The following is a 21,825-nucleotide window of genomic DNA, read 5'->3' as shown; positions in this document are numbered from 1 at the left end:
GGGAGCGGGGCATCCCAGATGCCCCGGCGACGGGCGGGAGTGCGCTGCTGCCGCTTATAATCCTGCCATGATCCCTGCAATTCGGGCCGCCACCGCATTCAGGCCCGGCTCGTCCAGGTCAGCGGCCTCCACCGTGGCGGCCACCTCCGCCCCGATCGCGGCGCGGGACTTGCGGTAGGCGGGATCGTAATGCTCTGTCATCAGCGCCCCGGTCAGCCCCTCCTTGTCCCCCTCGGCGATATGCTCAAACCAGCCGTCCACCACCGCCCCGGAGCGGTGCGCGCGCAAGGGGCCCAGCTTCTCGCGCAACCGGTCCGCGTCCGACAGGATGTCGTCATAGGCCTGCACCAGATACCGGCAGCGCGCTGCCACCGGCACCTCCAGTTCGATCCTAGGCGCCTGCTTCATGGCATCCCAGACCGCAGGCGGAATGATCCGCTGGCCGATCTTGTTCGATTCCGCCTCGACCAGCACCGGCCGGGCCGGGTCCAGCCGCATCAGCGCCCCGGCAACCGCGGATTCAAACGCCTTTTGCGAGGGCTGCGGCGTCGGCATATCCCCCAACAGGGAACCGCGGTGATTGGCCAGCCCCTCCAGGTCCAGCACCTGCACGCCCAGCTCTCCGGCACGTTTCAGCACCTCGGTCTTGGCCGACCCGGTATAGCCGTCCAGCGCCACCAGCCGGTGCGGCAGCGCGGTCTCGTACATTGCCTTGTGCACCAGCCGGCGGTAGGTCTGATAACCGCCCTGCACCACCTCGGCACGCCAGCCGATCTGCTGCAGCATCCAGGTGAACGACCCCGACCGCTGGCCGCCGCGCCAGCAATAGACCAGCGGCTTCCAGCCCCCCTCATGGTGGCTCAGGCTCTGCTCGATGTGGTTCGCGGCATTGCGGAACACCAGCGCCGCGCCCAGCTTGCGCGCCTTGAAGGGGCTCTCCTGCACATAGATGGTGCCGACCTCAGCGCGCTCCTCGTTGTTCAGAACCGGCAGGCTGATCGCACCGGGCACGTGGTCCTCGGCGTATTCCGCCGGGCTGCGCACGTCGATCACGGTATCGAACCCGTGGCCATAGAACTCTTGCAGGGAGGTGAATGTCAGCGCCATGGCCCATGCCTACCGCGCCCCATGCGCAAGGAAAAGCCGCAAATGCCCGCTCCGCGGCAATAATACTTGCGCGGACTGCGCACGGGGCAGTAAGGCAAACGGAGCGAACAGACCAGCCCGGGCAGAAGGCCCCGCGGCGCCGCACCGGCAAGGACCAGGCCCCATGGACACCGACCCTTTGGACATACACGCACTGCCCGGCCATCTGATCCGGCGGCTGCACCAGATCTCCGTCGCCCAGTTCATGGAGCGGATGGCCGCGGAAGGAGTCGATCTGACCCCGGTGCAGTTCTCCGCCATGGCCGCCATGCGCCGCCATCCGGGCATCGACCAGGCCTCGGTCGCGGGTCTGATCGCCTATGACCGCGCCACCCTGGGCAAGGTGGTGGACCGGCTGGTGGACAAGGGACTGGTGGCGCGCCGGATCTCTGCCGCGGACCGCCGCGCCCGCGAGGTCAGCCTGACCCGTGACGGCGAGGCGCTTCTGGAGCGGCTTTTGCCGGTGGTTCAGGCCGCCCAGCCCGCAATATTCACCGGCCTCACCGAAGCGGAGCAGGAAACCTTCGTGGCGCTGCTGCGCAAGGCAACCCTGGCCGCCAACGAGCTGAGCCGGGCGCCGCAGCGCGACCTGCCCGGCAGCCAGGCGGCCGAATAAACGCTCAGATCAGGTGCCCGCGCGGGGTGTCGCCCTCTTCAAACGGCTCGATCAGCTCCGGCCCTTCGGCGCGGTTGGAGTTCACCGCCGGATCGACCCGGTGATACTCCAGGATTCCTTCCGCCCCCGGCTGCATCAGCGCCGCGGCGCCATGCCCCTCCTCGCCCAGCCATTTGCCCCAGTCCTCAGGCTCCAGGATCAGCGGCATCCGGTGGTGGATCGCCGACAGCCCCTGATTGGCGGCGGTGGTGACAATGGCGCAGGTCTTGACGGGATCCTCCGCCCCCCAGCTGCGCCACACGGCGGCGAACGCCAGCGGCGCGCCGTCGCTGCGGTATATATACCAGGGCAGCCGGGCGCCCTCCTCCGACTTGGTCCACTCATAAAACCCGCTGGCCGGGATCAGGCAGCGCCGCTCGCGGCAGGATTTGGCAAAGGCGGGCTTCTCCGCAATCGTCTCTGCCCGCGCGTTGATCAGCAGCGGCCCGGCGGTTTCCGTCTTGTACCAATGCGGCAGGAAGCCCCAACGCATCGCCACCAGCTGCCGCCCGGCCTCCCCCGCCTGCACAACATGCACCGGGTTGGTCGGGCAGACGTTGTAATCGGGCACCTTGGGCAGATCGTTCGCGGGCTGCGCCGCAAACAGCTGTGCCATTGCATCCGCAGGCAGGGTTGTGGCAAATCGTCCGCACATGCTGATTTCTAACCCGGGCCGGGGCGCAGATGCAAAACTTCCCTTGGCCGCCGGTTTTCAGCCGCCCTGACAGGATGATAGATAGACCTCATGACTCTTCAGAATGATCTCCAGTCCGCCTTGGGCTTTCTCAATCAGGGCAAGTTCAAACAGGCGCTGAAACAATCCAAGGGCGGCATGAAGCGGCACAAGAGCCACCCGGACTTTCCCAATATCGCCGGCATCTCCCTGTCCGGCCTGGGCAAGCACCGCGATGCCGTCCCGTACTTCAAAAAGGCGCTGGCGCTGGCCCCCGGCTTTCACGACGCCCGCAAGAACCTGGCGCAGACGCTGCTGTTCCTGCACCAGGGCGAGCAGGCGATGAAGCTGCTGGAGCGGGTGCTGAAGGACCAGCCCGTAGATCAGGCGGCACTGTATCTGCAGGCGCAGGCGCATCTGGTGATGAACGCCCCCAAGGCCGCGATTGAGACCGCCACCGCTGCGCTGGCCCGCGACCCGCGTCAGCCGCGGATGCTGCGGCTGCGCGCCACTGCCTGGAACACGCTGGGCGATGAAAAGGCGGCGCTGGCGGATTACCAGGCCGCGCTCAAGGTGAACCCCAACGACGCCGACGCGCTGCAGAACGCCAGCCTGCTGCTGGCCCGCCTGATGCGACAGGATGAGGCCACCGAGGCCGCGCAGAAGGCCGTCGCGGTGGCCCCCCAGAACGCCGAGGCCCGCAGGCGCCTCGCCAGCCAGCTGATCTCCAACGGCGACTCCGCCGCAGCCCGCGACCACTGTCTGGCGATCCTGGAACTGGACCCCAAGGACACGCAAGTGCTGGAGATGCTGGCGCGTATCAACAGCCGCGAGCAGAACGCGGAGCTGCTGCCGGTGGCGCAGAAGGCGTTGAGGTCCGCCGCCCCCCACTCGCTCGACCGCGCCAACGTCAGCTTTGCACTCGCCCGGATTGCCGATCAGGCCGGCGAGAAGGAGGCTTTCGCCGCGCACAATGACGAGGCCAACGCCTGTATGGCGGCACAGACCCCCTATGACTACGAGGAAAGCGAACGCCAGTTCAGCCGCATCATGGCGGCCTTCCAGGGCCAGATCGCTCCGGCAGAGACCACTCCAGAAGGCCCGCGCCCGATCTATGTGGTGGGGATGCCGCGCTCTGGCACCACGCTGACCGAAACCGTGATCGGCCTGCACCCGAATGTATTCCCGCTGGGCGAACGCGGCGTGCCGGCCTTCCTGCTGCACCCCTACCTGGACAAGGATCAGGACTTCACACCCGAGGCCGCCCGCACTTTCGCGGCCGAGGACATCAGCCGCCTGCCGGACATGCCCGAAGGCACCGCAGCCTATGTCGACAAGATGCCCGACAACTACCGCCTGCTGGGCCACCTTGGCACCGCCTACCCGGATGCACGGTTCGTTCACCTGTGCCGCGACCCGCGCGATGTGGCGCTGTCGATCTGGCGCGGCTATTTCTCCGGCAGTTCGCTCACCTATGCCTATGACCTCAATGCGATGGCGCACCGCTTCAACCTCTACGGCCGGCTGATGCAGCACTGGCGGCAGGTGATGCCGGGGCGGATTTATGACTTGCGCTATGAAAGCTTCGTTGCCGATATCGAGGGTGAAAGCCGCAAGCTGGCCGCGTTCTGCGGACTGGACTGGGTCGAGGACATGGCCCACCCGGAACGGCACGAGGGCCAGGTGCTGACCCTCTCAAACACCCAGGTCCGGCAGACGGCGCACACCCGCTCGATCGGCAAGTGGGAGAAATACGCCGATGTGCTGGCGCCGTTCATCGACGGGCTGGACCCGGAAATCTGGCCGGAAATCAAAGGGTAAGAGGACCTACTTCGCGTAGGCCTTGCGGGCCAGCTCGATCCGCGCGTCCATCATCGACATCTCTTTCAGGATCTCCTGCCGGCGGCTGCGGTCGCCGGTCTCGCGCAGTTCCGCCCGCAGCCGCTGCAACTCGCGCGACAGGCTGACGAACTCCGGCACCCCGCCGCTTTCACGAACCAGCCGGTTGACCAGCTCGTTTTCCGGGTCATCGCATTTGGGCAGCGGCTTGCCTGCGCCTGCGAGATTGTCAAAGGCGCCATCCTTCTCGGCGGCTTCGATGCGGGCGTTGATGAGGTCGATCAGCGGATGGTCCATGGGGGCATTCTGCCATGCCGCCAAGCCACCCGCCAGCCCGTTAACGAAGCGCCGGCAAAGGTTGCCAGCCTCTCAAAATAATGCGGCAGCCCTCCTGCCCGAATGTTTCGCGCGCGAAACATTGGATCCGGTCCGGACCTATATGCGAACGCTTAGTTCACCTGCGCAATCCGCCCGTCGGTATAGGGCGTATACGGGCCTTGCGCCGCCAGATACTCGGCCAGAACATCGGCCAGGTCGGGGCCGAAGTCATAGGCGTTCTTGTCGTCGCCTTCGAACATCGCATAGCCGTCACCGCCATTGCGGACATAGTCGTTGGTGACCACCACATAGGTCTTGGCGGGATCAATGGGAACGAAGCCATCCCTCTCTGCCACCATCACCTCGGTGATGCGGCCCGCATTCGGCGCGGCAGAGCTGTCCCAGCTGAATTTCAGCCCCGCCACCTGCGGGAAGCGGCCCTTGACGTCCTCGACTTGGCTGACGCCGTTCTCCAAGGCCTCCACCAGCGTTTTGCCGTCAATTTCGAAAGTGGAAAGCGTGTTCTGGAATGGCAGGATGGTCAGCACCTCGCCCATGGTGACCTCCCCCGCGTCCAGGCTGGCACGGATCCCGCCAGAGTTCGCGATGGCGATGGTCACGCCCTGGTCCTTCACCCGGTCGAGCATCGCGTCAGCCACCAGATTGCCCATCTGGCACTCCTGCACCCGGCACACATCGCGGCTGCCTTCGACGGGTTCCGCGGCCTCCGCCACTACCTTATTGCGGATCTCGTCCAGCGGCACGGCCAGCTCCGCGATACGGTCCAGTGTGCCCGCGTCCTCGCTGACCGCCGCGTCCATGATCAGCGGCTCGCCAAAGGCGCTGACAACATTGCCTGCATCGTCGAAGGTCACGTTCAGCTCGCCCAGGAACTTGCCATAGGCATAGGCCTGCACGATCTGCACCCCGTTCACCACGGTGGGATACGGTCCAACAGCCTTGTCCGAGGTGTTGGACAGATAGGTGTTCGAATGACCGCCGACGATCACATCGACTCCGGTGGTTTCCGCCGCCACCCGCTGGTCGACGCCATAGCCAGAGTGGCTGAGCACCACGATCTTGTTCACCCCTTCGGCGGTCAGCCGGTCCACCTCCGCCTGCACCGCCGCCACCGGGTCGGAAAAATGCACGTTCTCGCCGGGGCTCGCCAGTTCATGCGTGTCCTCCGGCGTCAGGCCAATCAGGCCGATCCTCTCGCCGCCCCGCTCGATCACCGTGGATTTCCTCAGCACATCGGCCAGCGCAGGCTCGCCCGAGACATCCGCATTGGACATCAGGACAGGAAAACCCACCGCATCCATGAACCCGCGCAACACCTCCGGGCCGTCGTCGAACTCATGATTGCCGACGGTCATGCCGTCATACCCTAGCTTGGTCATGAACTCCGCCGCGGCCTTGCCCTTGTAATAGGTGTAGAACAGCGAGCCCTGGAACTGGTCGCCGCCATCCACCAGGATCGCATTCTCCGCCCGCGCCCGCGCGTCCGCTATGGCCGTCACCAGCCGCGCGGTGCCGCCAAAGCACTCACCCTCAGCCTGATCCTCGGCATCGCAGGTGCTGTCGTATTTGTTGATCGGCTCGAACCGCGAGTGGAAGTCGTTGGTGTGCAGGATGGTCAGCTTGTACTCCGCCGCCGCCGCACCGGCGGTCAGGGCCAGGGCTGCAACCGATGTGAGAATGCGTGCAATCATGAGGAGCGCTCCCGTTGTTCCGTTTTGACCAAGCCTGCGCCCAAAGCCCGCGCCGGTCAAAGGGGAAAAGACAGAAGTCTGTGTCCCCTCACGTCAGCAGGACATATTGGTCCGGGCAAAAGCCCGGGCCGCGCCCGACCCTCCCCACGGGAGGGCGCTTTCACACCCTCCCAGGGTCAGGCGCGGCCCTCCGAAATTGCAGTTATCCCCAATCCCCCTTGATTCATCCGCCGACGCAGGGCATCAGGCCTGCATGCTGATTTACAAGATTTTCCGGGCGGACGAATGGGCCGCGCTGCAAGCCGAGGGCGAGACGCCGGGCGCGCCGATTGATGTTGCGGACGGCTATGTCCATTTCTCCACCGCAACCCAGGCCGCGGAAACCGCGGCCAAGCATTTTGCCGGCGCCGAGGAGCTGACCCTGCTGGCCTGCGATACCGATGCCATGGGCGATGACCTGAAGTGGGAAGTGTCCCGCGGCGGTGCCGAGTTCCCGCATCTCTACCGCAACATCCGCATGTCCGATGTGGTCTGGGCCAAGCCGCTGCCGCTGGTGGAGGGCAGCCACCGGTTCCCGGAGGAGATGGCATGAAGCTGAGTGAGAAGCTGGCCCTGGCGGCGATGCACCGGATTGATCCGGAAGCAGCGCACGGGCTGTCGGTCAAGGCGCTGACCATGGGGCTCGCGCCTGCCCCCGGCCCGGTGACTTCGGCGCGGCTGAAGACCACGCTGGCGGGGATTGAGCTGCCGAACCCGGTTGGTCTGGCCGCGGGCTATGACAAGAACGCAGAGGCGCTGGCGCCGCTGGCGAAATCCGGCTTCGGCTTCATTGAGGTCGGCGCAGCAACGCCCCGCCCGCAGCCCGGCAACCCCAAACCGCGCCTGTTCCGCCTGACCGAGGACAAGGCGGCGATCAACCGCTTCGGCTTCAACAACGAGGGCATGGAGGCGATTGGCATGCGCCTGTCGCAGCGGCCGCGCGATGCAGTGATCGGGCTGAACCTGGGCGCCAACAAAGACAGCGCCGACCGCGCTGCGGATTTTGCCAAGGTGCTGGCGCATTGCGGCGCGCATCTGGACTTCGCCACCGTCAATGTGTCCTCTCCCAACACTGAGAAGCTGCGCGACCTTCAGGGCAAGGCGGCGCTGTCGGCGCTGCTGGCGGGGGTGATCCAAACTCGCGACAGCCTCAGCCGCCGGGTGCCGGTTTTCCTGAAGATCGCCCCGGATCTGGACCGCGCCGGGATCGAGGACATTGCCGCCGTCGCCGTTGAGAGCGGCATCGATGCGGTGATTGCCACCAACACCACCCTGTCGCGCGACGGCTTGCGGAGCGCCCACAAGGGCGAGGCCGGCGGGTTGTCCGGTGCGCCGCTGTTTGAGAAATCCACCCGGGTTCTGGCGCAGCTGTCGGAGCTTCTGGAGGGCCAAGTGCCGCTGGTCGGTGTCGGCGGCATCAGCACGGCGGAACAGGCCTATGCCAAGATCTGCGCCGGCGCCTCGGCGGTGCAGTTCTACACCGCGATGGTCTATGGCGGGCTGTCGCTGGCGGGCGATATTGCCCGCGGGCTGGATGAATTGCTGGCCCGCGACGGGTTTGAGAACGTTGCGCAAGCGGTTGGCACGAAACGGAAGGACTGGCTGTGATCACCTATTGGCATAACCCGCGTTGTTCGAAGTCCCGGGCCGGTCTGGCGCTGCTGGAAGAGCGCGGTGCTGAGGTCGAGCCGCGGCTCTATTTGCAGGACGCACCGTCAGTTGAGGAGATCAAGCAGGTGCAAGCCGCGCTTGGCGTATCCGCGGTGGAGATGATGCGAACCGGCGAGAAGGTCTTCAAGGAGCTGGGCCTGAGCAAGGACAGCGCCGAAGAAGATCTGCTGGCCGCAATGGCCGCGCATCCGATCCTGATCGAGCGCCCGATTGCGATCAAGGACAGCAAGGCGGTTATCGGCCGCCCCACTGAGGCAATCGAAGAGCTTCTGTAACCGTTTCCCGGCGCGGGAAACGGCCAAAAACCCTGCGAGGATTTTTTTGGCGCAAAGCGCCTGTTTTCCGTGCCGGAAAACGGGCCGGAATTCTCGCAGAATTCCGGTACGCTCAAGCCCCCACCTGCGCCTCCAGCCGCGGATAGCGCAGGCCCAGGGTCACTCCGCGGGCAATGTTCAGCACCATCAGCGATGCCCACAGCCCGTGGTTGCCGAACGCAGGCACCAGCAGCAGCAGCGCCAGCACGTAGGCCGCCACCGCCTGCACCATCGCCCGCCGCATCTCGCGGGTCCAGGTGGCGCCGATGTAGATGCCGTCAAACATGTAGCTCGCCACGCTGAGCACCGGGGCCAGCACTACCCAGAGCAAATAGACACGGCCTGCGTCGCGCACCTCGGGCGCGGTGGCCATCAGGTCGATCACCGCAGGCCCGGCCAGGGCAAATCCCGCCCCCAGCAGCAGCGCGCCGCCGGTGCTCCATTGCGCGGCAATCACCGCCGCACGGCGCAGCCTGACGCGGGCCCGGGCACCGACTGCACCGCCCACCAGCGCTTCGGCGGCAAAGGCAAAGCCGTCCAGCGCAAAGGCGGTGACCGACAGGAATTGCAGCAAGATCTGATTGGCGGCGAGGTTCACGTCGCCGACGCCGGAGCTGATGAACAGAAAGGTGGTGAAGGACCCCGTGAGCAGAACCGAGCGCACCATGATGTCGCCGTTCACCTGCATCATCCGCTTGAGCCGCACCGCATCGAACACCCGCGCCCAGTCGCGCCATTGCTCGCCCGCAAAGGCATCGCGGCACAGGTACAGCCCCAGCGCCAGACCGGTCCATTCGGCAATCAGCGTGGCCAGGGCGACACCCTCCACGCCCCAGCCCAGGCCCAGCACGAACCACAGGTCCAGAACGATGTTCAGCCCGTTCATCCAGACCTGCAGCAGAAACACGCCGCGGGTGCGCTCCACCGCGATCAGCCAGCCGGTGACGGCATAGAGCGCAATGGTGGCAGGCGCGCCCCAAATCCGGATTTCAAGGTAATCGCGGGCCAGGCTTTCGACCTCGGCACTGGCGGGAGCCAGCGCAAAGGCGCCCCAGAACACCGTGGCTTGCGCGATGACGAACAGCGCTCCGGCGGCAAAGGCCAGGAGCAGGCCGCGCGTCAAGAGCGCCCCGGTTTCGGCCCAGTCCCCTGCCCCGCGCGCCTGCGCGGCGAGGCCGGTGGTGCCCATGCGCAGGAAGCCGAAGATCCAGTAAACTGCCGCCAGGATCGCGGCACCGATGCCGACTGCGCCAATCGGTGCGGCCTGCCCCATCTGGCCGACCACGCCGGTGTCCACGGCCCCCAGTATCGGCACGGTGACATTGGACAGGACAATCGGCAACGCGATGCTGAGCACCCGTTTGTGGGTGATGTCCGAAGCCGCGCTGGTCATGGGGTCAGTCCTTGCCGTTCGCGTCCTGCGGCATCAGGAAATGGCCGGTGGCCTGGGCAAACAGCTTGTCCTTGTGGTCCTGCCAGGCCTCCACATGCACCGAGGCATAGCGGCGGCCGGAGCGGTTCACCCGGGCGCGGGCATAGGCGTCGCGCGGCAGGCCGGAGCGCAGGTAGTCGACAGTGAAGTCGATGGTCTTGGGCTGGCGCGGCAGGTTGCCCTTGGCCATCTCCGCCGGGTCCAGATCGCCGGATTCGATGCGCGGCCAGAGGAAGGACCAATTGAGAGTGACCATCGACGTGATTTCCAGAAACGCCGCGGTCACGCCGCCGTGGATGGCCGGCAGAAACGGGTTGCCGATCAGCTTGTCATCGAAGTTGAGCTGCGCCGTCAGCTCATCGCCGCGGCGGTCGAAGGTCACGTTCAGGAAGCGGATGTACGGCACCGAGTCCACCAGCGCCGACAGCGCGGCATCGCGGCGCTGCTTGACCACCTGGATCGGTTCGGGACGGGGGCGGCTCAAAATTTCTTCTCCACGGTAAAGGCGCCTGCGGCGGTGGCGACGGGGCGGTCCGCGTCCTCATCCATCGCCACGGCGCGGACAAAGGCAACGGTGCGGGTGATGTGGTGGCAGGTGGCGCGGGTGGTGATCGCCTGGCCGGGTGTGGCGGGCCGCATATAGTCGATGCGCAGGTCGATGGTGGCGGTGCCGCCGGGGGCCGAAGGGTGGCTCATCACCGCCGCGCCGCAGCATGTGTCCATCAGGGCCGACACCGCGCCGCCGTGAATCACCCCGGTCGCCGGGTCGCCGATCAGCTTTTCGTCATAGGCCATGCGGATCTCTGCAGTGCCGTCGCCGATCTCCGTCAGTTTCATCCCCAGTTGCTTGGCATGGGGGATCGCTTCGATGAACTGGCGAGCGAGCTGGGTCTTGTCGGCCATGGGGCTGTCCCTTTGAAATCTCTGCCCTATCTTTGGCTGCGGCCCGGCGAAAGCGCAAGTGTGCCGCCACGGAGGTTGCACTGTTCGCTGCAAGTGCATAGGTTCCCGGCAAGGGAGACGACGGATGACCGACAACAGATTGTCATTCAAAGAAATGTGCGCAGAGTTCGACGTTACGCCGCGGACGCTGCGCTACTATGAATACATCGAATTGCTGCAGCCGGACCGCGAAGGCCGGTCGCGGTATTACGGTGCGCGGGAGCGCGCCCGGATGAAGCTGATCCTGCGCGGGCGCAAATTCGGCTTCCAGCTGGAAGAGATCCGCCAGTGGCTGCTGATCTATGAGGAAGAGGGCAACGACGCCCAGAACCACGCCTTTATGGAAATGGCCGACCGCCAGCTGGTGGAGCTGGAAAAGCAGCGCGAACAGATCACCGAAGCCATCGACGAGCTGAGCGCGCTGCGCGCCAGCACCAAGGCGCAGCTGAAATAAGATGCCAGGTCCGGCTTGGCGCAAGCGCCTGCCGGACTAGCGCCCCCTCCGGCGGGATGGCGCCGGCACCGCGTGCTGGCCACCTTTTCCCTGCCTGCCAGCTCTCATTTCTGAACAAGCTTCTGCACCGCAATAGCACCGGCCCGCGTGACGCAGGCAGGCGCTGGCCCGGTGCCTGCGGCCTGCGTTCCGGCCACCGGATTCGGCCCTGCCCGCCCCTTTCAAGCAGGGGCCGCTGCCGGTCGGGCCTCTGCCCTTCATTGATACGTTGCGTCATTTAACGTTCGTTTTGCGAACTGTTACCGCCCCCAGAAGTGACGCAACGTACAACTTACGTAAACGTAAAGTCAGTCTTGATCGAAAAGCCGGAAGTGCTCAGCTTAGGGCTGCACCAAGCCGTAAGAGTGACGATGATGACAGAGAAAACCATGACCATCCGCGAGATGTGCGAGGCCTTTGACGTAACGCCCCGTACCTTGCGGTTCTACGAAGCCAAGGAACTGCTGTTCCCGATCCGTGACGGCCAGAAGCGGCTGTTCACCAAACGCGACCGCGCCCGCCTGAAGCTGATTCTGCGCGGCAAGCGGTTCGGGTTCAGCCTGGAGGAAATCCGCCAGCTGCTGGACCTGTACCATGTCGGCGACCAGCAGGTGACGCAGCTGACCAAGACATACGAGATTGCCAAGGACCGGCTCAACGATATGGAGCGCCAGCGCGAGGAGCTGACCGAGGCGATCGAGGACCTGAAAGACCAGCTCGCCTGGGGTGAAAAGATGATCGCCTCAATGCGGGCCCAGAAAAAGGCTGCCGAATAGGCAGCCGACCTGCCCCATCTGCCGGCTTGTCCGGCACCCAAACCAAGTCCAACAAGCCCCCCGAAGAGGATCCTAATGCCTTCTTATACAGCCCCCGCGAAAGACGCTCAGTTTATCCTGCATGATGTCCTGAAGGTCTCCGGCCAGGATATTCCCGGCTACAACGAGCTGGAGCCGGAGTTCACCGGTGCCGTGCTGGAAGAAGCGGGCAAGATCGCTAGCGAAGTGCTGCACCCGCTGAACGTGGTGGGCGACCAGGAGGGCTGCCGCCTGGAAAACGGCGTGGTCTACACGCCCAAAGGGTTCCTGGAAGCCTTTGAGCAGGTCAAGGAAGGCGGCTGGCCGGGCATCGACATGCCGGAAGAGTTCGGCGGCCAGAACATGCCCTATGTGATCGGCACCGCAGTGGGCGAGTTCTTCTCGGCCGCGAACCAGGCGTTCACGATGTACCAGGGCCTGACCCACGGCGCCGCTTCGGCGATCCTGGCGCATGGCACCGATGAGCAGAAGAACACCTATCTTCCCAAGATGGTCTCCTGCGAGTGGACCGGCACCATGAACCTGACCGAGCCGCATTGCGGCACCGACCTGGGCCTGATGCGCACCAAGGCGGAACCGCAGGGCGACGGCAGCTTCCGCATCTCCGGCCAGAAGATCTTTATCTCCTCCGGCGATCACGACATGGCGGACAACATCGTGCACCTGGTGCTGGCCAAGATCCCCGGCGGCCCCGAGGGCATCAAGGGTGTCAGCCTGTTCATCGTGCCCAAATTCCTGGTGAACGAGGACGGTTCGCTGGGCGAGCGCAACGGCGTCTCGGTCGGCAAGATCGAAGAGAAGATGGGCATCCACGGCAACTCCACCTGCGTCATGAACTATGACGGCGCGGTGGGCTGGCTGCTGGGCGAAGAGCACAAGGGCATGCGCGCCATGTTCACCATGATGAACGAAGCGCGCCTGGGTGTCGGCATGCAGGGTTTGGCGCAGGCCGAGGCCGCCTATCAGAACGCGCTGGAATACGCCAAGGACCGGCTGCAGGGCCGCGACGTGACCGGCGCCAAGAACCCGGACGGCCCGGCCGATCCGCTGATCGTGCACCCGGACATCCGCCGCTCGCTGATGGACCAGAAAAGCTTTGCCGAGGGCGCGCGCGCATTCCTTCTGTGGGGCGCCACCCTGATCGACCAGGCGCACCGCGCGGGCGACAAGGACGCTGACGGGCTGATCTCGCTGATGACCCCGGTGATCAAGGGCTTCCTGACCGATCAGGGTTACGACATGACCGTGCAGGCGCAGCAGGTCTATGGCGGCCACGGTTACATCGAGGAATGGGGCATGTCGCAATACACCCGCGACGCCCGCATCGCGATGATCTACGAGGGCGCCAACGGCGTGCAGGCGCTGGACCTGGTGGGCCGCAAGCTGGGCCAGCACGGCGGCAAATACGTTCTGGCGTTCTTTGATCTGGTGAAGAGCTTCTGCCAGGAAAACAAAGATATTTCCGAGGACTACACCAAGGACTTCATCAAACCCCTGCAGGCGGCCTCCAAGGATCTGCAGGCGGCTGGCATGTTCTTCATGCAGAACGGCATGAAGGATCCCAACCATGCGCTGGCGGGCTCTTATGACTTCATGCATCTGTTCGGTCAGGTCTGCCTGGGCCTGATGTGGGCCAAGATGGGCAAGGCGGCGCAGGAAGCGCTTGACGCCGGGGCCGATGACGCGGCGTTCTATGAGACGAAGCTCGCAACCGGCCGGTACTATATGGCACGTCGGCTGCCCGCCACCAAGCTGCACCTGGCCCGCATCGAAAGCGGCGCGGACACGGTGATGGCACTGGACGCGGACGCCTTCTGATGCCTTTGGGCGCCCCTTCGCGGGGCGCCCGGACCAGCCCCGGCCGGTGCCTTGACATGCAAAGGACCGAACAATGCCGAAACGATTCCGCCTGACCCGCCGCTTCCCTGTCGCGATGACCGAGGACGGCTACCGCAAGCTCAGGAAGTTTGCCCAGGAGGCCGGGCTGGATGAGGGAGAAGCGCTGTCATTCCTGTTCGAGCATTTCGACAGTGTGACGGACCAAGAGAACCTGACCCACCGGCTGCGGCTGTTCAACGCCGAGCTGGAGGCACGCAAGAAATAGGGCCGCACGCGGCCAAGGGGAGAGAGATGACCAGCACGCAGTCCGCATGGATGACCGAAGAGCACCAGATGCTTGCCGAAATGACGGCTCAGTTCATCACCAATGAATGGACGCCCAAGTTCGAGACCTGGCGCAAGCAGGGCATGATGGACCGGGAGACCTGGCAGCAGGCCGGCGAACTGGGCCTGCTGTGCCCTTCGGTTCCCGAAGAACACGGCGGCGCGGGCGGCGATTTCGGGCATGAAGCTGTGATCCTGATGGAAGGCAGCCGCGCCAATCTGGCGAGCTGGGGCCACGGCATCCACTCCGGCATCGTGGCGCATTACATCCTGTCCTACGGGACAGAGGAGCAGAAGGCGCGCTGGCTGCCGAAGATGGTGAGCGGCGAGCTGGTCGGCGCGCTGGCGATGACGGAGCCCTCCACCGGCTCCGACGTGCAGGCGATCAAGACCAAAGCGCTGAAAGACGGCAACGCCTACCGGCTGTCCGGGCAGAAGACCTTCATCACCAACGGCCAGCACGCCAACCTGATCCTGGTCGCGGCCAAGACCGACCCGGCGGCGGGTGCCAAGGGGGTGTCGCTGGTGGCGGTGGAAACCGACGGCGCCGCGGGCTTCAGCCGCGGCCGCAACCTCGACAAGATCGGCTGCCACGCGGCGGATACCTCCGAGCTGTTCTTTGATAACGTGGAGATCCCGCCGGAGAACATCCTGGGCGGTGCCGAAGGCCAGGGCTTCTACCAGATGATGCAGCAGCTGCCGCAAGAGCGCCTGATCATCGCCTGCGGCGCGGTTGGTGCGATGGAAGGCGCGGTGGAGCGCACCGTCGCCTACTGCAAGGAGCGCGAAGCCTTTGGCGGCCCGATCCTGCAATTTCAGAACACCCGCTTCAAGCTGGCCGAATGCCTGACCAAGACCAAGGTCGCGCGCGCCTTCCTCGACGAATGCATCGCCGAGCACCTGGAGGGCAAGCTGACCGTCGAAAAGGCGGCGATGGCGAAATACTGGATCACCGACACCCAAGGCGAGGTGCTGGACGAATGCCTGCAGCTGCACGGCGGCTATGGCTACATGCAGGAATATGCGGTGGGCGAGATGTGGGCCGATGCCCGGGTGCAGCGGATCTATGGCGGCACCAATGAGATCATGAAGGAGCTGATTGCGCGGTCGCTGTAGGCGCAGGGGCCGCGGCCGCGACGCGGGAGGCCGATGATGGATTTTGAGTATTTGGGGAAAGATGAAGCAAAGGCAGTGTCCCTGCCCCCAAGCCTTCGCCAAATGGGCAGGGACGTCTTCACCTTTCACGGCCATCGGCTCTCCAGCCTGTACCGCAAGACCAGGGTAGCACGCCGCGCGCAGACGCGGGTTAATGCCCCATCATCTTTCCAAAAATACTCCACGGGGGCGCGGGGGTGTGAAACCCCCGCTCCGCCAGCAGACACAGGGAGCAACACATGACAATCAAACTGCATTGCTTCGGCGAAAGCGGCCATTCCTACAAGGCAGCCTTGGCGCTGGAGCTGTCGGGCCTGGCCTGGGAGCCGGTGTTTGTCGATTTCTTCGGCGGCGCGCACCGCACCGAGGATTACCGCGGCCTCAATGTGATGGCCGAAGCGCCGGTGCTGGTGGACGGCGATCTGCGCCTGTCGCAGTCCGGCGTGATCCAGCAGTACATCAGCGACAAGACCGGCAAGTTCGCAGGCGCGCCGGAAGACAAATACGAAGTTCTGCGCTGGGTCCTGTGGGACAACCACAAACTCTCCAGCCAGGCCGGCATGACCCGCTTTCTGATGAACTTCATCCCCGAAGACAAACGCCCGCAGGAGGTGATTGCCTTCATGCAGGGCCGCCTGAAGGCTGCCTTTAAAACCCTGGACACCCATTTGCAGGGCCGCGAGTGGATCGTGGGCGACGGCGTCACCAACGCCGATCTGACCTGCTGCGGCTATCTGTTTTACCCGGAGCCCTTTGGCTTCGACCGGGCCGCATGGCCCCATATCGACGCCTGGCTGGACCGCATCAGCGACCTGCCCGGCTGGAAACACCCCTATGACTTGATGCCCGGCAATCCGTCGGACCGGGCCTGAGGAGAGCAAGATGACAGACGCATATATCTATGACGCGCTGCGCACCCCGCGCGGCAAGGGACGCAAGGACGGCTCCTTGCATGAGGTGACCTCGGTCCGCCTTTCCGCCCTGACGCTGAACGCGATCAAGGAGCGCAACAACCTGGAAGGCCACGCGGTCGAGGATGTGATCTGGGGCAACGTGACCCAGGTGATGGAACAGGGCGGCTGCCTGGCGCGCTCGGCTGTTCTCGCCTCGGACCTGGATGAGCGCATTCCGGGCCTCGCCATCAACCGCTTCTGCGCCTCGGGCATGGAAGCCGTGAACCTGGCCGCAAACCAGGTGAAGGGCGGCGCGGGCGATGCCTATATCGCGGGCGGTGTGGAGATGATGGGCCGGGTGGCCATGGGCAGCGACGGCGCGGCGATTGCCGTTGACCCGAGCCTCGCGATGGAGACCTATTTCGTGCCGCAGGGTATCTCGGCAGATATCATCGCAACCGAATACGGCTTTACCCGCGACCAAGCCGACGCACTGGCGATGGAGTCCCAGCGCCGCGCGGCGAAGGCGTGGGAAGAGAAGCGGTTTGAGAAGTCGGTGATTACCGTGCGCGATCAGAACGGCCTGCCCATCCTGGATCATGACGAATACATGCGCCCCGGCACCGACATGCAGGCGCTTGGCTCGCTGAACCCGGCCTTCCAGATGATGGGCGAGCAGATGCCGGGCTTCGACAAGGTGGCGATGCTGAAGTACCCGCACCTGGAGCGGATCAACCACATCCACCATGCGGGCAACTCCTCTGGCATCGTGGACGGCGCCGCGGCGCTGCTGATCGGCAACAAGGAGTTCGGCGAGAAGCACGGGCTGACGCCGCGCGCGCGGATCAAGGCGACCGCCAAGATCGGCACCGATCCCACCATCATGCTGACCGGCCCGGTGCCGGTGACCGAGAAGATCCTGGCCGACAACGGCATGCAGATCGGCGACATCGACCTGTTCGAAGTCAACGAAGCCTTCGCCTCTGTCGTGCTGCGCTTCCAGCAGGCGTTCGACGTCGACCCGGAGCTGGTCAACGTCAACGGCGGCTCCATCGCCATGGGCCACCCGCTGGGCGCCACTGGTGCGATCATCATCGGCACCCTGCTGGATGAGCTGGAGCGGCAGGACAAGCAGACCGGCCTCGCCACCCTGTGCATTGCATCCGGCATGGGTGCAGCCACCATCATCGAGCGGGTCTGATGCCGAAGCTGGACCTTTCCCAGCTCCCCTGGCGGACCGGCTCGGGCTACCCCGGCAAGCTGGCTGAGGCCTGTGCCGGCCGCAGCGTGCAGCCGCTGGGCGATCCGGGCGGGCTCAGCCAGTTCGGCGTCAACATCGTGCGGCTGGAGCCGGGCGCGATGTCGTCCCTGCGCCACTACCACATGGAGCAGGACGAGTTCGTGATGGTGACAGAGGGCACCTGCACCCTGATCGACGATCAGGGTGCGCACGAGATGCTGCCGGGCGATTGCGCCGCCTTCCCGGCGGGAGACGAGAACGGCCATCATCTGGTGAACCGGTCGGACAAGCCTGCCGCCTTTCTGGTGGTGGGCACCCGCACCGCAACCGAGACCGGCTATTACAGCGATTTGGACATGATGGTGAAATTTGCCGAAGGGCAGTTCACCTTCACCCGTAAGGACGGCAGCCCGCTGACGGCTGACCAGACTGGAGAAGATACATGAGCGATTTCAAATACGACGTGGACGCGGACGGCGTCGCAATCATCACCTGGGACGCCGAAGGCAAGAGCATGAACGTCCTCACCCGCGAGGCATTCGGCCTGGTGGAAGAATACGTGGACCGTGCGCTGGAAGACGAAGCCGTCAAAGGCATCGTCATCACCTCCGGCAAGAAAGACTTTGCCGGCGGTATGGATCTGAACGTGCTGGCGACGATCCGCGAGGAATCCGGTGACAACCCGGCGCAAGGCCTGTTCGACTTCACCATGGGCGGCCACCGCATCCTGCGCAAGCTGGAGCTGGCGGGCATGGACCGCAAAACCAAGAAGGGCGGCAAGCCGGTGGCCTGCGCCATCAACGGCACCTGCGCGGGCATCGGCACCGAGATTGCGCTGGCCTGCCATCACCGGGTGATGACCGACAACCCGAAGGCCAAGATCGGCCTGCCGGAAATCATGATCGGTATCTTCCCCGGCGGCGGCGGCACCATGCGCTATTCCCGTATGGTGGGCGCGATGGCGGCGGCTCCGGTCCTGCTCGAAGGCAAGATGATGGACCCGAAGAAGGCCAAGGGCGCGCAGCTGATCGACGCCGTGGCCGAGGATCCGCTGGCGGCGGCCAAGGAATGGGTGCTGAACGCCAAGGACGCCGATCTGGTCAAGCCCTGGGACGCCAAGGGTTACAAGATGCCGGGCGGCGCGCCCTATCACCCCGCGGGCTTCATGACCTTTGTCGGCGCCTCGGCAATGGTGCACGGCAAGACCCAAGGCGCGTTTCCGGCGGCCAAGGCGCTGCTGTCGTCGATCTATGAGGGTGCGCTGGTCGATTTCGACACCGCGCTGAAGATCGAGGCAAGGCACTTCACTTCGGTGCTGATGAACCCCTCGTCCTCCGCCATGATCCGCTCGCTGTTCCTGAACAAGCAGGCGCTGGAAAAAGGCGCAGTGCGGCCCAAGGGCGTGCCGGACCAGTCGGTCAAGAAGGTCGGCGTGCTGGGTGCCGGCATGATGGGTGCCGGTATCGCGCTGGTCTCCGCCCAGGCGGGCATGGAAGTGGTGCTGATCGACCGCGACCAGAAGGCTGCCGACAAGGGCAAGGCCTATTCCGCGTCCTATATGGACAAGGGCATCAAGCGCGGCAAGGCGACCGAGGAGAAGAAGGAAGCGCTGCTCGGCCAGATCACCGCGACCACCGATCTGGAGGCGCTGAAGGGCTGCGACCTGATCATCGAGGCGGTGTTCGAGGATCCGGGCGTCAAGGCCGAGATGACCAAGAAGGTCGAGGCGATCATCCCCGAAGACTGCATCTTTGCCTCTAACACCTCTACCCTGCCGATCACCGAGCTGGCCAAGGCGTCCGGGCGTCCGGAGCAGTTCATCGGCATCCACTTCTTCTCGCCGGTTGAGAAGATGTTCCTGGTGGAGATCATCAAGGGCAAGGAAACCGGGGACCGCGCGGTGGCCAAGGCGCTGGACTATGTGCGCCAGATCCGCAAGACGCCGATCGTGGTGAACGATGCACGCTTCTTTTACGCCAACCGCTGCATCATCCCCTACATCAACGAAGGGATGCGGATGATCACCGAGGGCGTCTCGCCCGTCCTGATCGACAACGCGGCGCGGCAGCTGGGCTTCCCGGTGGGACCGGTGCAGCTGACCGATGAGACCTCGATTGATCTGGGCGCCAAGATTGCCCGCGCCACCAAGGCGGCGATGGGCGATGCCTATCCGGAAAGCCCGGCGGACGATCTGATCTTCTGGATGGAGGAACAGGGCCGTCTGGGGCGCAAGGCCAACGCCGGCTTCTTCGAGTATGACGACAAGGGCAAACGCGTTGAATACTGGAAGGGCCTGCAGGAGAAGTACCCGCTGGCCGCCGAACAGCCCGATCTGATCGAAGTGCAGGAACGGCTGATGTTTGCGCAGGTGCTGGAAGCGGTGCGGGCGCTGGAGGAAGGCGTGCTGATGGACATCCGCGAGGGCGACGTGGGCGCGATCCTGGCCTGGGGCTTTGCGCCTTGGTCGGGCGGGCCGCTCAGCTGGCTGGACATCCTGGGCACGCCATACGCAGCCGAGCGTTGCGACAGCCTGACGGAGAAGTTCGGCGAGCGTTTCACCTGCCCGGCGCTGCTGCGCGAGATGGCGGAGAAGGGCCAGAGCTTCTACACCCGCTTTGCCCCGGAAGACTCCGCGGCGGCCTGACGGCCTCTGTAAACACAGAACGGCCAGGGATGACCCTGGCCGTTTTCAGTTGAAATTCCGGTGCCGCCTATCAGCTCAGCGGCGGCTGGCAGTCTGCCCGGACCCCGCCGGCGCCAGGGGCGGTCCAATGCTCATCCTCAGCCATGATCGACAGCACCAGCCCGCGCGCCTCCTCGGGCGGCAGCACCCTGTAGGCGCTGTCCTCCTGGAAAACCCGGCCGCACATCAGGTTGCGCGGCGCGGCTGAAAAGCCCAGCATACCGGCCTCCAGATAGATCACCTGGTCCTGAGCAAAGCGCGGCGTGACCAGATCCAGCTGCGCGCCCGGATGCATGCGGCGGATGCCGCGGTAGCCTTCCAGCGCGCAGGCCGGAACAACAGCAAATGGGTCGCCCTGTGCGTCCTCGACCAGCTCGCTCTCCAAGAGCACGCCCTGATCCGGCATCAGCCACAGGGGCACCCGGTTCATCAGCGCATCCCGCGGCACCAGCAGCGGGCAGCGGGCCGGTTCCAGCTCGCCCTCGCCCGGCAGGATGGTTTCGCGCTGCAGTTCCGCAATCACCTGCATTCCGTGATCAAAAGTCAGCACCTTGTCGCCCGGCGTCAGTGCCTCCACCGGACGCCAGCCCAGGTTGGAGGCCACATGCGTGCCCGCCAGAAAACCGCCCTGACCCACAGGGATCAGGGGAAAGCCGCTGTTCATGGCGCGTTCCATCGGCACCTGTGAGCGTTTCAGAAGCCAATCCAGCATCTGCGTTCCTTTCCTGCAGCCAAGGCGGCGCGCCCTTTGGCCGATCCGATCTTTTCTTTTATTCCTTGCCGCTTATGGGCCGGAATTGAGGCAAAAAACGGTCAATGTTTACGTTTTCGCGCCAATCAGGATGGCCGGTGCCGGTTCAAGTCCCAGCCTGCCAATCTCAGCGCTGCATCACGTCACTTGGATAGGAGGGAATCGTTAAAAGAGTATTCAAATTGCGCGATATCCTGCGCGCAGGCGGTGGCAATGGCGTCAGCTGAGGCATCGTCATAATAGGGCCGCCAGTCGCGCTGCCGTCCGCTTTCGTTGGCACGCGGCAGATCCAGCGCAAAGCCGAGATGGTCGAACAGCGGCTGCGCGTCGTCCTTGAAATGCTCCAGCCGGATATAGAGACCGCATTGCTCAGTCCCGTCGGCATGGCACATGTAGGAGGACGCCGGGCTGCCGCGGAAGGCTTTGATGACATCAGGGTGCTGCACAAAGGCGCGGAACGCCAGACTTTGCGCCAGGCCGATTGCCGGATGATCAAAGCTTTGCTCCCGCAGCCAGTGATAATAGCTCACCGCGCGGTCCCAGGGGTTGCGCACCATGGTAAAGGCAAACAGCCCGCGCAGGGTTTCTTCCGGCACCAGCCCCTCGATATCGGCAAGGGAGGAGTGCTTCCACAGACGGCCGCGCGCCTGTGCGTCCTTCAGCCGGCGGCGGCGTTTCAGCGCTTTCGGCGTGTCGCCCAGCATCATGTCGTCCGCCATGGCGCGCGCCTCCAGCGCCAGCGACAGCGCGGTGCCGCCGGTCTTGGGAATATGGATAAAGACGTACCGGCGGCCTTGGGACAGGATCATGAGCAAACCCTATGGCATTGATCCGGAGATGGAAATGCCGATCCGCACCCGCTGGCTCAGACGCCCCCGCCATTTCACCTTT

23 protein-coding genes are annotated in these 21,825 nt (G+C 64.8%); 14 read left to right on the top strand and 9 right to left on the bottom strand.

The genetic code is table 11. From position 1 onward, the window contains the following. Positions 1-54: 54 nt before the first annotated feature. Positions 55-1,107 carry a tRNA 2-selenouridine(34) synthase MnmH gene (gene mnmH, locus AC5STI_RS02665; protein WP_495445490.1) on the bottom strand — a complete coding sequence of 351 codons (1,053 nt, stop codon included), beginning with the start codon at positions 1,105-1,107 and terminating at the stop codon, positions 55-57. Between the two features lie 163 nt (positions 1,108-1,270). Between mnmH and AC5STI_RS02660 the strand changes: the two genes are divergently transcribed. Further along, a complete protein-coding gene (locus tag AC5STI_RS02660; protein ID WP_495445489.1) occupies positions 1,271-1,762 on the top strand; it encodes a MarR family winged helix-turn-helix transcriptional regulator in 492 nt (163 codons plus the stop codon). Positions 1,763-1,766: 4 nt separating this feature from the next. On the opposite strand, the gene AC5STI_RS02655 is transcribed toward AC5STI_RS02660, so the two are convergent. Further along, positions 1,767-2,456 (bottom strand): SOS response-associated peptidase, encoded by a 690-nt coding sequence (locus AC5STI_RS02655; protein WP_495445488.1) that lies wholly within the window; start codon positions 2,454-2,456, stop codon positions 1,767-1,769. A gap of 90 nt (positions 2,457-2,546) precedes the next feature. Between AC5STI_RS02655 and AC5STI_RS02650 the strand changes: the two genes are divergently transcribed. Beyond that, a complete protein-coding gene (locus tag AC5STI_RS02650) occupies positions 2,547-4,295 on the top strand; it encodes a tetratricopeptide repeat-containing sulfotransferase family protein (RefSeq protein ID WP_495445487.1) in 1,749 nt (582 codons plus the stop codon). Positions 4,296-4,301: 6 nt separating this feature from the next. Here the strand turns inward: AC5STI_RS02650 and AC5STI_RS02645 are convergent, their stop codons facing one another. Both AC5STI_RS02645 and AC5STI_RS02640 read right to left on the bottom strand, forming a co-directional pair. Further along, positions 4,302-4,610, bottom strand: coding sequence for a DnaJ family domain-containing protein (locus AC5STI_RS02645; protein ID WP_490399537.1), 309 nt, complete (start codon positions 4,608-4,610; stop codon positions 4,302-4,304). A gap of 152 nt (positions 4,611-4,762) precedes the next feature. Continuing rightward, positions 4,763-6,343 (bottom strand): bifunctional metallophosphatase/5'-nucleotidase, encoded by a 1,581-nt coding sequence (locus AC5STI_RS02640; protein WP_495445486.1) that lies wholly within the window; start codon positions 6,341-6,343, stop codon positions 4,763-4,765. A gap of 253 nt (positions 6,344-6,596) precedes the next feature. Here AC5STI_RS02640 and AC5STI_RS02635 point away from each other — a divergent pair, with 253 nt between their 5' ends. The 3 genes from AC5STI_RS02635 to arsC are packed head-to-tail and all read left to right on the top strand — an operon-like array spanning position 6,597 to position 8,328. Further along, on the top strand, positions 6,597-6,935 hold the full coding sequence (locus tag AC5STI_RS02635) for a DUF952 domain-containing protein (RefSeq protein WP_495445485.1): 339 nt from the start codon (positions 6,597-6,599) through the stop codon (positions 6,933-6,935). Continuing rightward, positions 6,932-7,990: a quinone-dependent dihydroorotate dehydrogenase gene (locus tag AC5STI_RS02630; protein ID WP_495445484.1), complete on the top strand. Its 1,059-nt coding sequence runs from the start codon at positions 6,932-6,934 to the stop codon at positions 7,988-7,990. The genes AC5STI_RS02635 and AC5STI_RS02630 overlap by 4 nt, the downstream gene beginning before the upstream one ends. Beyond that, on the top strand, positions 7,987-8,328 hold the full coding sequence (gene arsC, locus AC5STI_RS02625) for an arsenate reductase (glutaredoxin) (protein WP_495445483.1): 342 nt from the start codon (positions 7,987-7,989) through the stop codon (positions 8,326-8,328). The genes AC5STI_RS02630 and arsC overlap by 4 nt, the downstream gene beginning before the upstream one ends. Before the next feature lie 112 nt (positions 8,329-8,440). Here the strand turns inward: arsC and AC5STI_RS02620 are convergent, their stop codons facing one another. The 3 genes from AC5STI_RS02620 to AC5STI_RS02610 are packed head-to-tail and all read right to left on the bottom strand — an operon-like array spanning position 8,441 to position 10,702. After that, complete coding sequence (locus AC5STI_RS02620; protein ID WP_495445482.1) at positions 8,441-9,760, bottom strand: MATE family efflux transporter; 1,320 nt, start codon at positions 9,758-9,760, stop codon at positions 8,441-8,443. Positions 9,761-9,764: 4 nt separating this feature from the next. After that, positions 9,765-10,283, bottom strand: a complete 519-nt coding sequence (locus tag AC5STI_RS02615) for a PaaI family thioesterase (RefSeq protein ID WP_421056055.1) — start codon at positions 10,281-10,283, stop codon at positions 9,765-9,767. After that, the gene (locus AC5STI_RS02610) at positions 10,280-10,702 is read right to left on the bottom strand and encodes a PaaI family thioesterase (protein WP_475051358.1); all 423 of its coding nucleotides are present in this window, start codon (positions 10,700-10,702) and stop codon (positions 10,280-10,282) included. The genes AC5STI_RS02615 and AC5STI_RS02610 overlap by 4 nt, the downstream gene beginning before the upstream one ends. A 124-nt stretch (positions 10,703-10,826) precedes the next feature. Between AC5STI_RS02610 and AC5STI_RS02605 the strand changes: the two genes are divergently transcribed. From AC5STI_RS02605 to AC5STI_RS02565, 9 genes are all read left to right on the top strand, one after another. Then, entirely contained in the window at positions 10,827-11,195 is a 369-nt protein-coding gene (locus tag AC5STI_RS02605) for a MerR family transcriptional regulator (RefSeq protein WP_475051356.1), read from the top strand. A 413-nt stretch (positions 11,196-11,608) separates the two neighbouring features. Then, positions 11,609-12,010: a MerR family transcriptional regulator gene (locus AC5STI_RS02600; RefSeq protein ID WP_475051355.1), complete on the top strand. Its 402-nt coding sequence runs from the start codon at positions 11,609-11,611 to the stop codon at positions 12,008-12,010. A 75-nt stretch (positions 12,011-12,085) separates the two neighbouring features. Then, entirely contained in the window at positions 12,086-13,867 is a 1,782-nt protein-coding gene (locus tag AC5STI_RS02595; RefSeq protein ID WP_495445481.1) for an acyl-CoA dehydrogenase C-terminal domain-containing protein, read from the top strand. A 73-nt stretch (positions 13,868-13,940) separates the two neighbouring features. Continuing rightward, positions 13,941-14,153, top strand: coding sequence for a hypothetical protein (locus tag AC5STI_RS02590; RefSeq protein WP_008556741.1), 213 nt, complete (start codon positions 13,941-13,943; stop codon positions 14,151-14,153). A 26-nt stretch (positions 14,154-14,179) separates the two neighbouring features. Beyond that, positions 14,180-15,328 (top strand): acyl-CoA dehydrogenase family protein, encoded by a 1,149-nt coding sequence (locus AC5STI_RS02585; protein WP_495445480.1) that lies wholly within the window; start codon positions 14,180-14,182, stop codon positions 15,326-15,328. A 278-nt stretch (positions 15,329-15,606) separates the two neighbouring features. After that, the gene (locus AC5STI_RS02580; RefSeq protein ID WP_495445479.1) at positions 15,607-16,239 is read left to right on the top strand and encodes a glutathione S-transferase family protein; all 633 of its coding nucleotides are present in this window, start codon (positions 15,607-15,609) and stop codon (positions 16,237-16,239) included. 10 nt (positions 16,240-16,249) lie between these two features. Beyond that, entirely contained in the window at positions 16,250-17,461 is a 1,212-nt protein-coding gene (locus AC5STI_RS02575) for an acetyl-CoA C-acetyltransferase (protein WP_495445478.1), read from the top strand. Next, a complete protein-coding gene (locus AC5STI_RS02570) occupies positions 17,461-17,946 on the top strand; it encodes a cupin domain-containing protein (RefSeq protein WP_495445477.1) in 486 nt (161 codons plus the stop codon). Before AC5STI_RS02575 ends, AC5STI_RS02570 begins: the two co-directional genes overlap by 1 nt. Next, positions 17,943-20,144: a 3-hydroxyacyl-CoA dehydrogenase NAD-binding domain-containing protein gene (locus AC5STI_RS02565; RefSeq protein ID WP_495445476.1), complete on the top strand. Its 2,202-nt coding sequence runs from the start codon at positions 17,943-17,945 to the stop codon at positions 20,142-20,144. The genes AC5STI_RS02570 and AC5STI_RS02565 overlap by 4 nt, the downstream gene beginning before the upstream one ends. Before the next feature lie 70 nt (positions 20,145-20,214). Here AC5STI_RS02565 and AC5STI_RS02560 read toward each other — a convergent pair whose 3' ends face one another. Both AC5STI_RS02560 and AC5STI_RS02555 read right to left on the bottom strand, forming a co-directional pair. Beyond that, a complete protein-coding gene (locus tag AC5STI_RS02560; RefSeq protein WP_475051344.1) occupies positions 20,215-20,895 on the bottom strand; it encodes a Hint domain-containing protein in 681 nt (226 codons plus the stop codon). 182 nt (positions 20,896-21,077) lie between these two features. Further along, complete coding sequence (locus AC5STI_RS02555; RefSeq protein ID WP_495445475.1) at positions 21,078-21,743, bottom strand: sulfotransferase family 2 domain-containing protein; 666 nt, start codon at positions 21,741-21,743, stop codon at positions 21,078-21,080. Between the last annotated feature and the right edge of the window lie 82 nt (positions 21,744-21,825).

The sequence above is a fragment of the Leisingera sp. CC-HEC096 genome, assembly GCF_059429235.1.
The sequence above is the reverse complement of the archived record's forward strand: the minus strand, read 5'-3'. Positions and strand labels throughout refer to the sequence as shown.

Excerpts from the sequence above, each read along its gene's own strand:
- AC5STI_RS02585 (WP_495445480.1), top strand. The coding sequence starts at position 14,180 with ATGACCAGCACGCAGTCCGCATGGATGACCGAAGAGCACCAGATGCTT.
- AC5STI_RS02595 (WP_495445481.1), top strand. The coding sequence starts at position 12,086 with ATGCCTTCTTATACAGCCCCCGCGAAAGACGCTCAGTTTATCCTGCAT.
- AC5STI_RS02575 (WP_495445478.1), top strand. The coding sequence starts at position 16,250 with ATGACAGACGCATATATCTATGACGCGCTGCGCACCCCGCGCGGCAAG.
- AC5STI_RS02560 (WP_475051344.1), bottom strand. The coding sequence starts at position 20,895 with ATGCTGGATTGGCTTCTGAAACGCTCACAGGTGCCGATGGAACGCGCC.
- AC5STI_RS02660 (WP_495445489.1), top strand. The coding sequence starts at position 1,271 with ATGGACACCGACCCTTTGGACATACACGCACTGCCCGGCCATCTGATC.
- AC5STI_RS02645 (WP_490399537.1), bottom strand. The coding sequence starts at position 4,610 with ATGGACCATCCGCTGATCGACCTCATCAACGCCCGCATCGAAGCCGCC.
- AC5STI_RS02600 (WP_475051355.1), top strand. The coding sequence starts at position 11,609 with ATGACAGAGAAAACCATGACCATCCGCGAGATGTGCGAGGCCTTTGAC.
- mnmH (WP_495445490.1), bottom strand. The coding sequence starts at position 1,107 with ATGGCGCTGACATTCACCTCCCTGCAAGAGTTCTATGGCCACGGGTTC.
- AC5STI_RS02620 (WP_495445482.1), bottom strand. The coding sequence starts at position 9,760 with ATGACCAGCGCGGCTTCGGACATCACCCACAAACGGGTGCTCAGCATC.
- AC5STI_RS02635 (WP_495445485.1), top strand. The coding sequence starts at position 6,597 with ATGCTGATTTACAAGATTTTCCGGGCGGACGAATGGGCCGCGCTGCAA.
- AC5STI_RS02640 (WP_495445486.1), bottom strand. The coding sequence starts at position 6,343 with ATGATTGCACGCATTCTCACATCGGTTGCAGCCCTGGCCCTGACCGCC.
- AC5STI_RS02650 (WP_495445487.1), top strand. The coding sequence starts at position 2,547 with ATGACTCTTCAGAATGATCTCCAGTCCGCCTTGGGCTTTCTCAATCAG.
- AC5STI_RS02565 (WP_495445476.1), top strand. The coding sequence starts at position 17,943 with ATGAGCGATTTCAAATACGACGTGGACGCGGACGGCGTCGCAATCATC.
- AC5STI_RS02610 (WP_475051358.1), bottom strand. The coding sequence starts at position 10,702 with ATGGCCGACAAGACCCAGCTCGCTCGCCAGTTCATCGAAGCGATCCCC.
- AC5STI_RS02555 (WP_495445475.1), bottom strand. The coding sequence starts at position 21,743 with ATGATCCTGTCCCAAGGCCGCCGGTACGTCTTTATCCATATTCCCAAG.
- AC5STI_RS02605 (WP_475051356.1), top strand. The coding sequence starts at position 10,827 with ATGACCGACAACAGATTGTCATTCAAAGAAATGTGCGCAGAGTTCGAC.
- AC5STI_RS02570 (WP_495445477.1), top strand. The coding sequence starts at position 17,461 with ATGCCGAAGCTGGACCTTTCCCAGCTCCCCTGGCGGACCGGCTCGGGC.
- AC5STI_RS02580 (WP_495445479.1), top strand. The coding sequence starts at position 15,607 with ATGACAATCAAACTGCATTGCTTCGGCGAAAGCGGCCATTCCTACAAG.
- AC5STI_RS02630 (WP_495445484.1), top strand. The coding sequence starts at position 6,932 with ATGAAGCTGAGTGAGAAGCTGGCCCTGGCGGCGATGCACCGGATTGAT.
- AC5STI_RS02655 (WP_495445488.1), bottom strand. The coding sequence starts at position 2,456 with ATGTGCGGACGATTTGCCACAACCCTGCCTGCGGATGCAATGGCACAG.
- AC5STI_RS02590 (WP_008556741.1), top strand. The coding sequence starts at position 13,941 with ATGCCGAAACGATTCCGCCTGACCCGCCGCTTCCCTGTCGCGATGACC.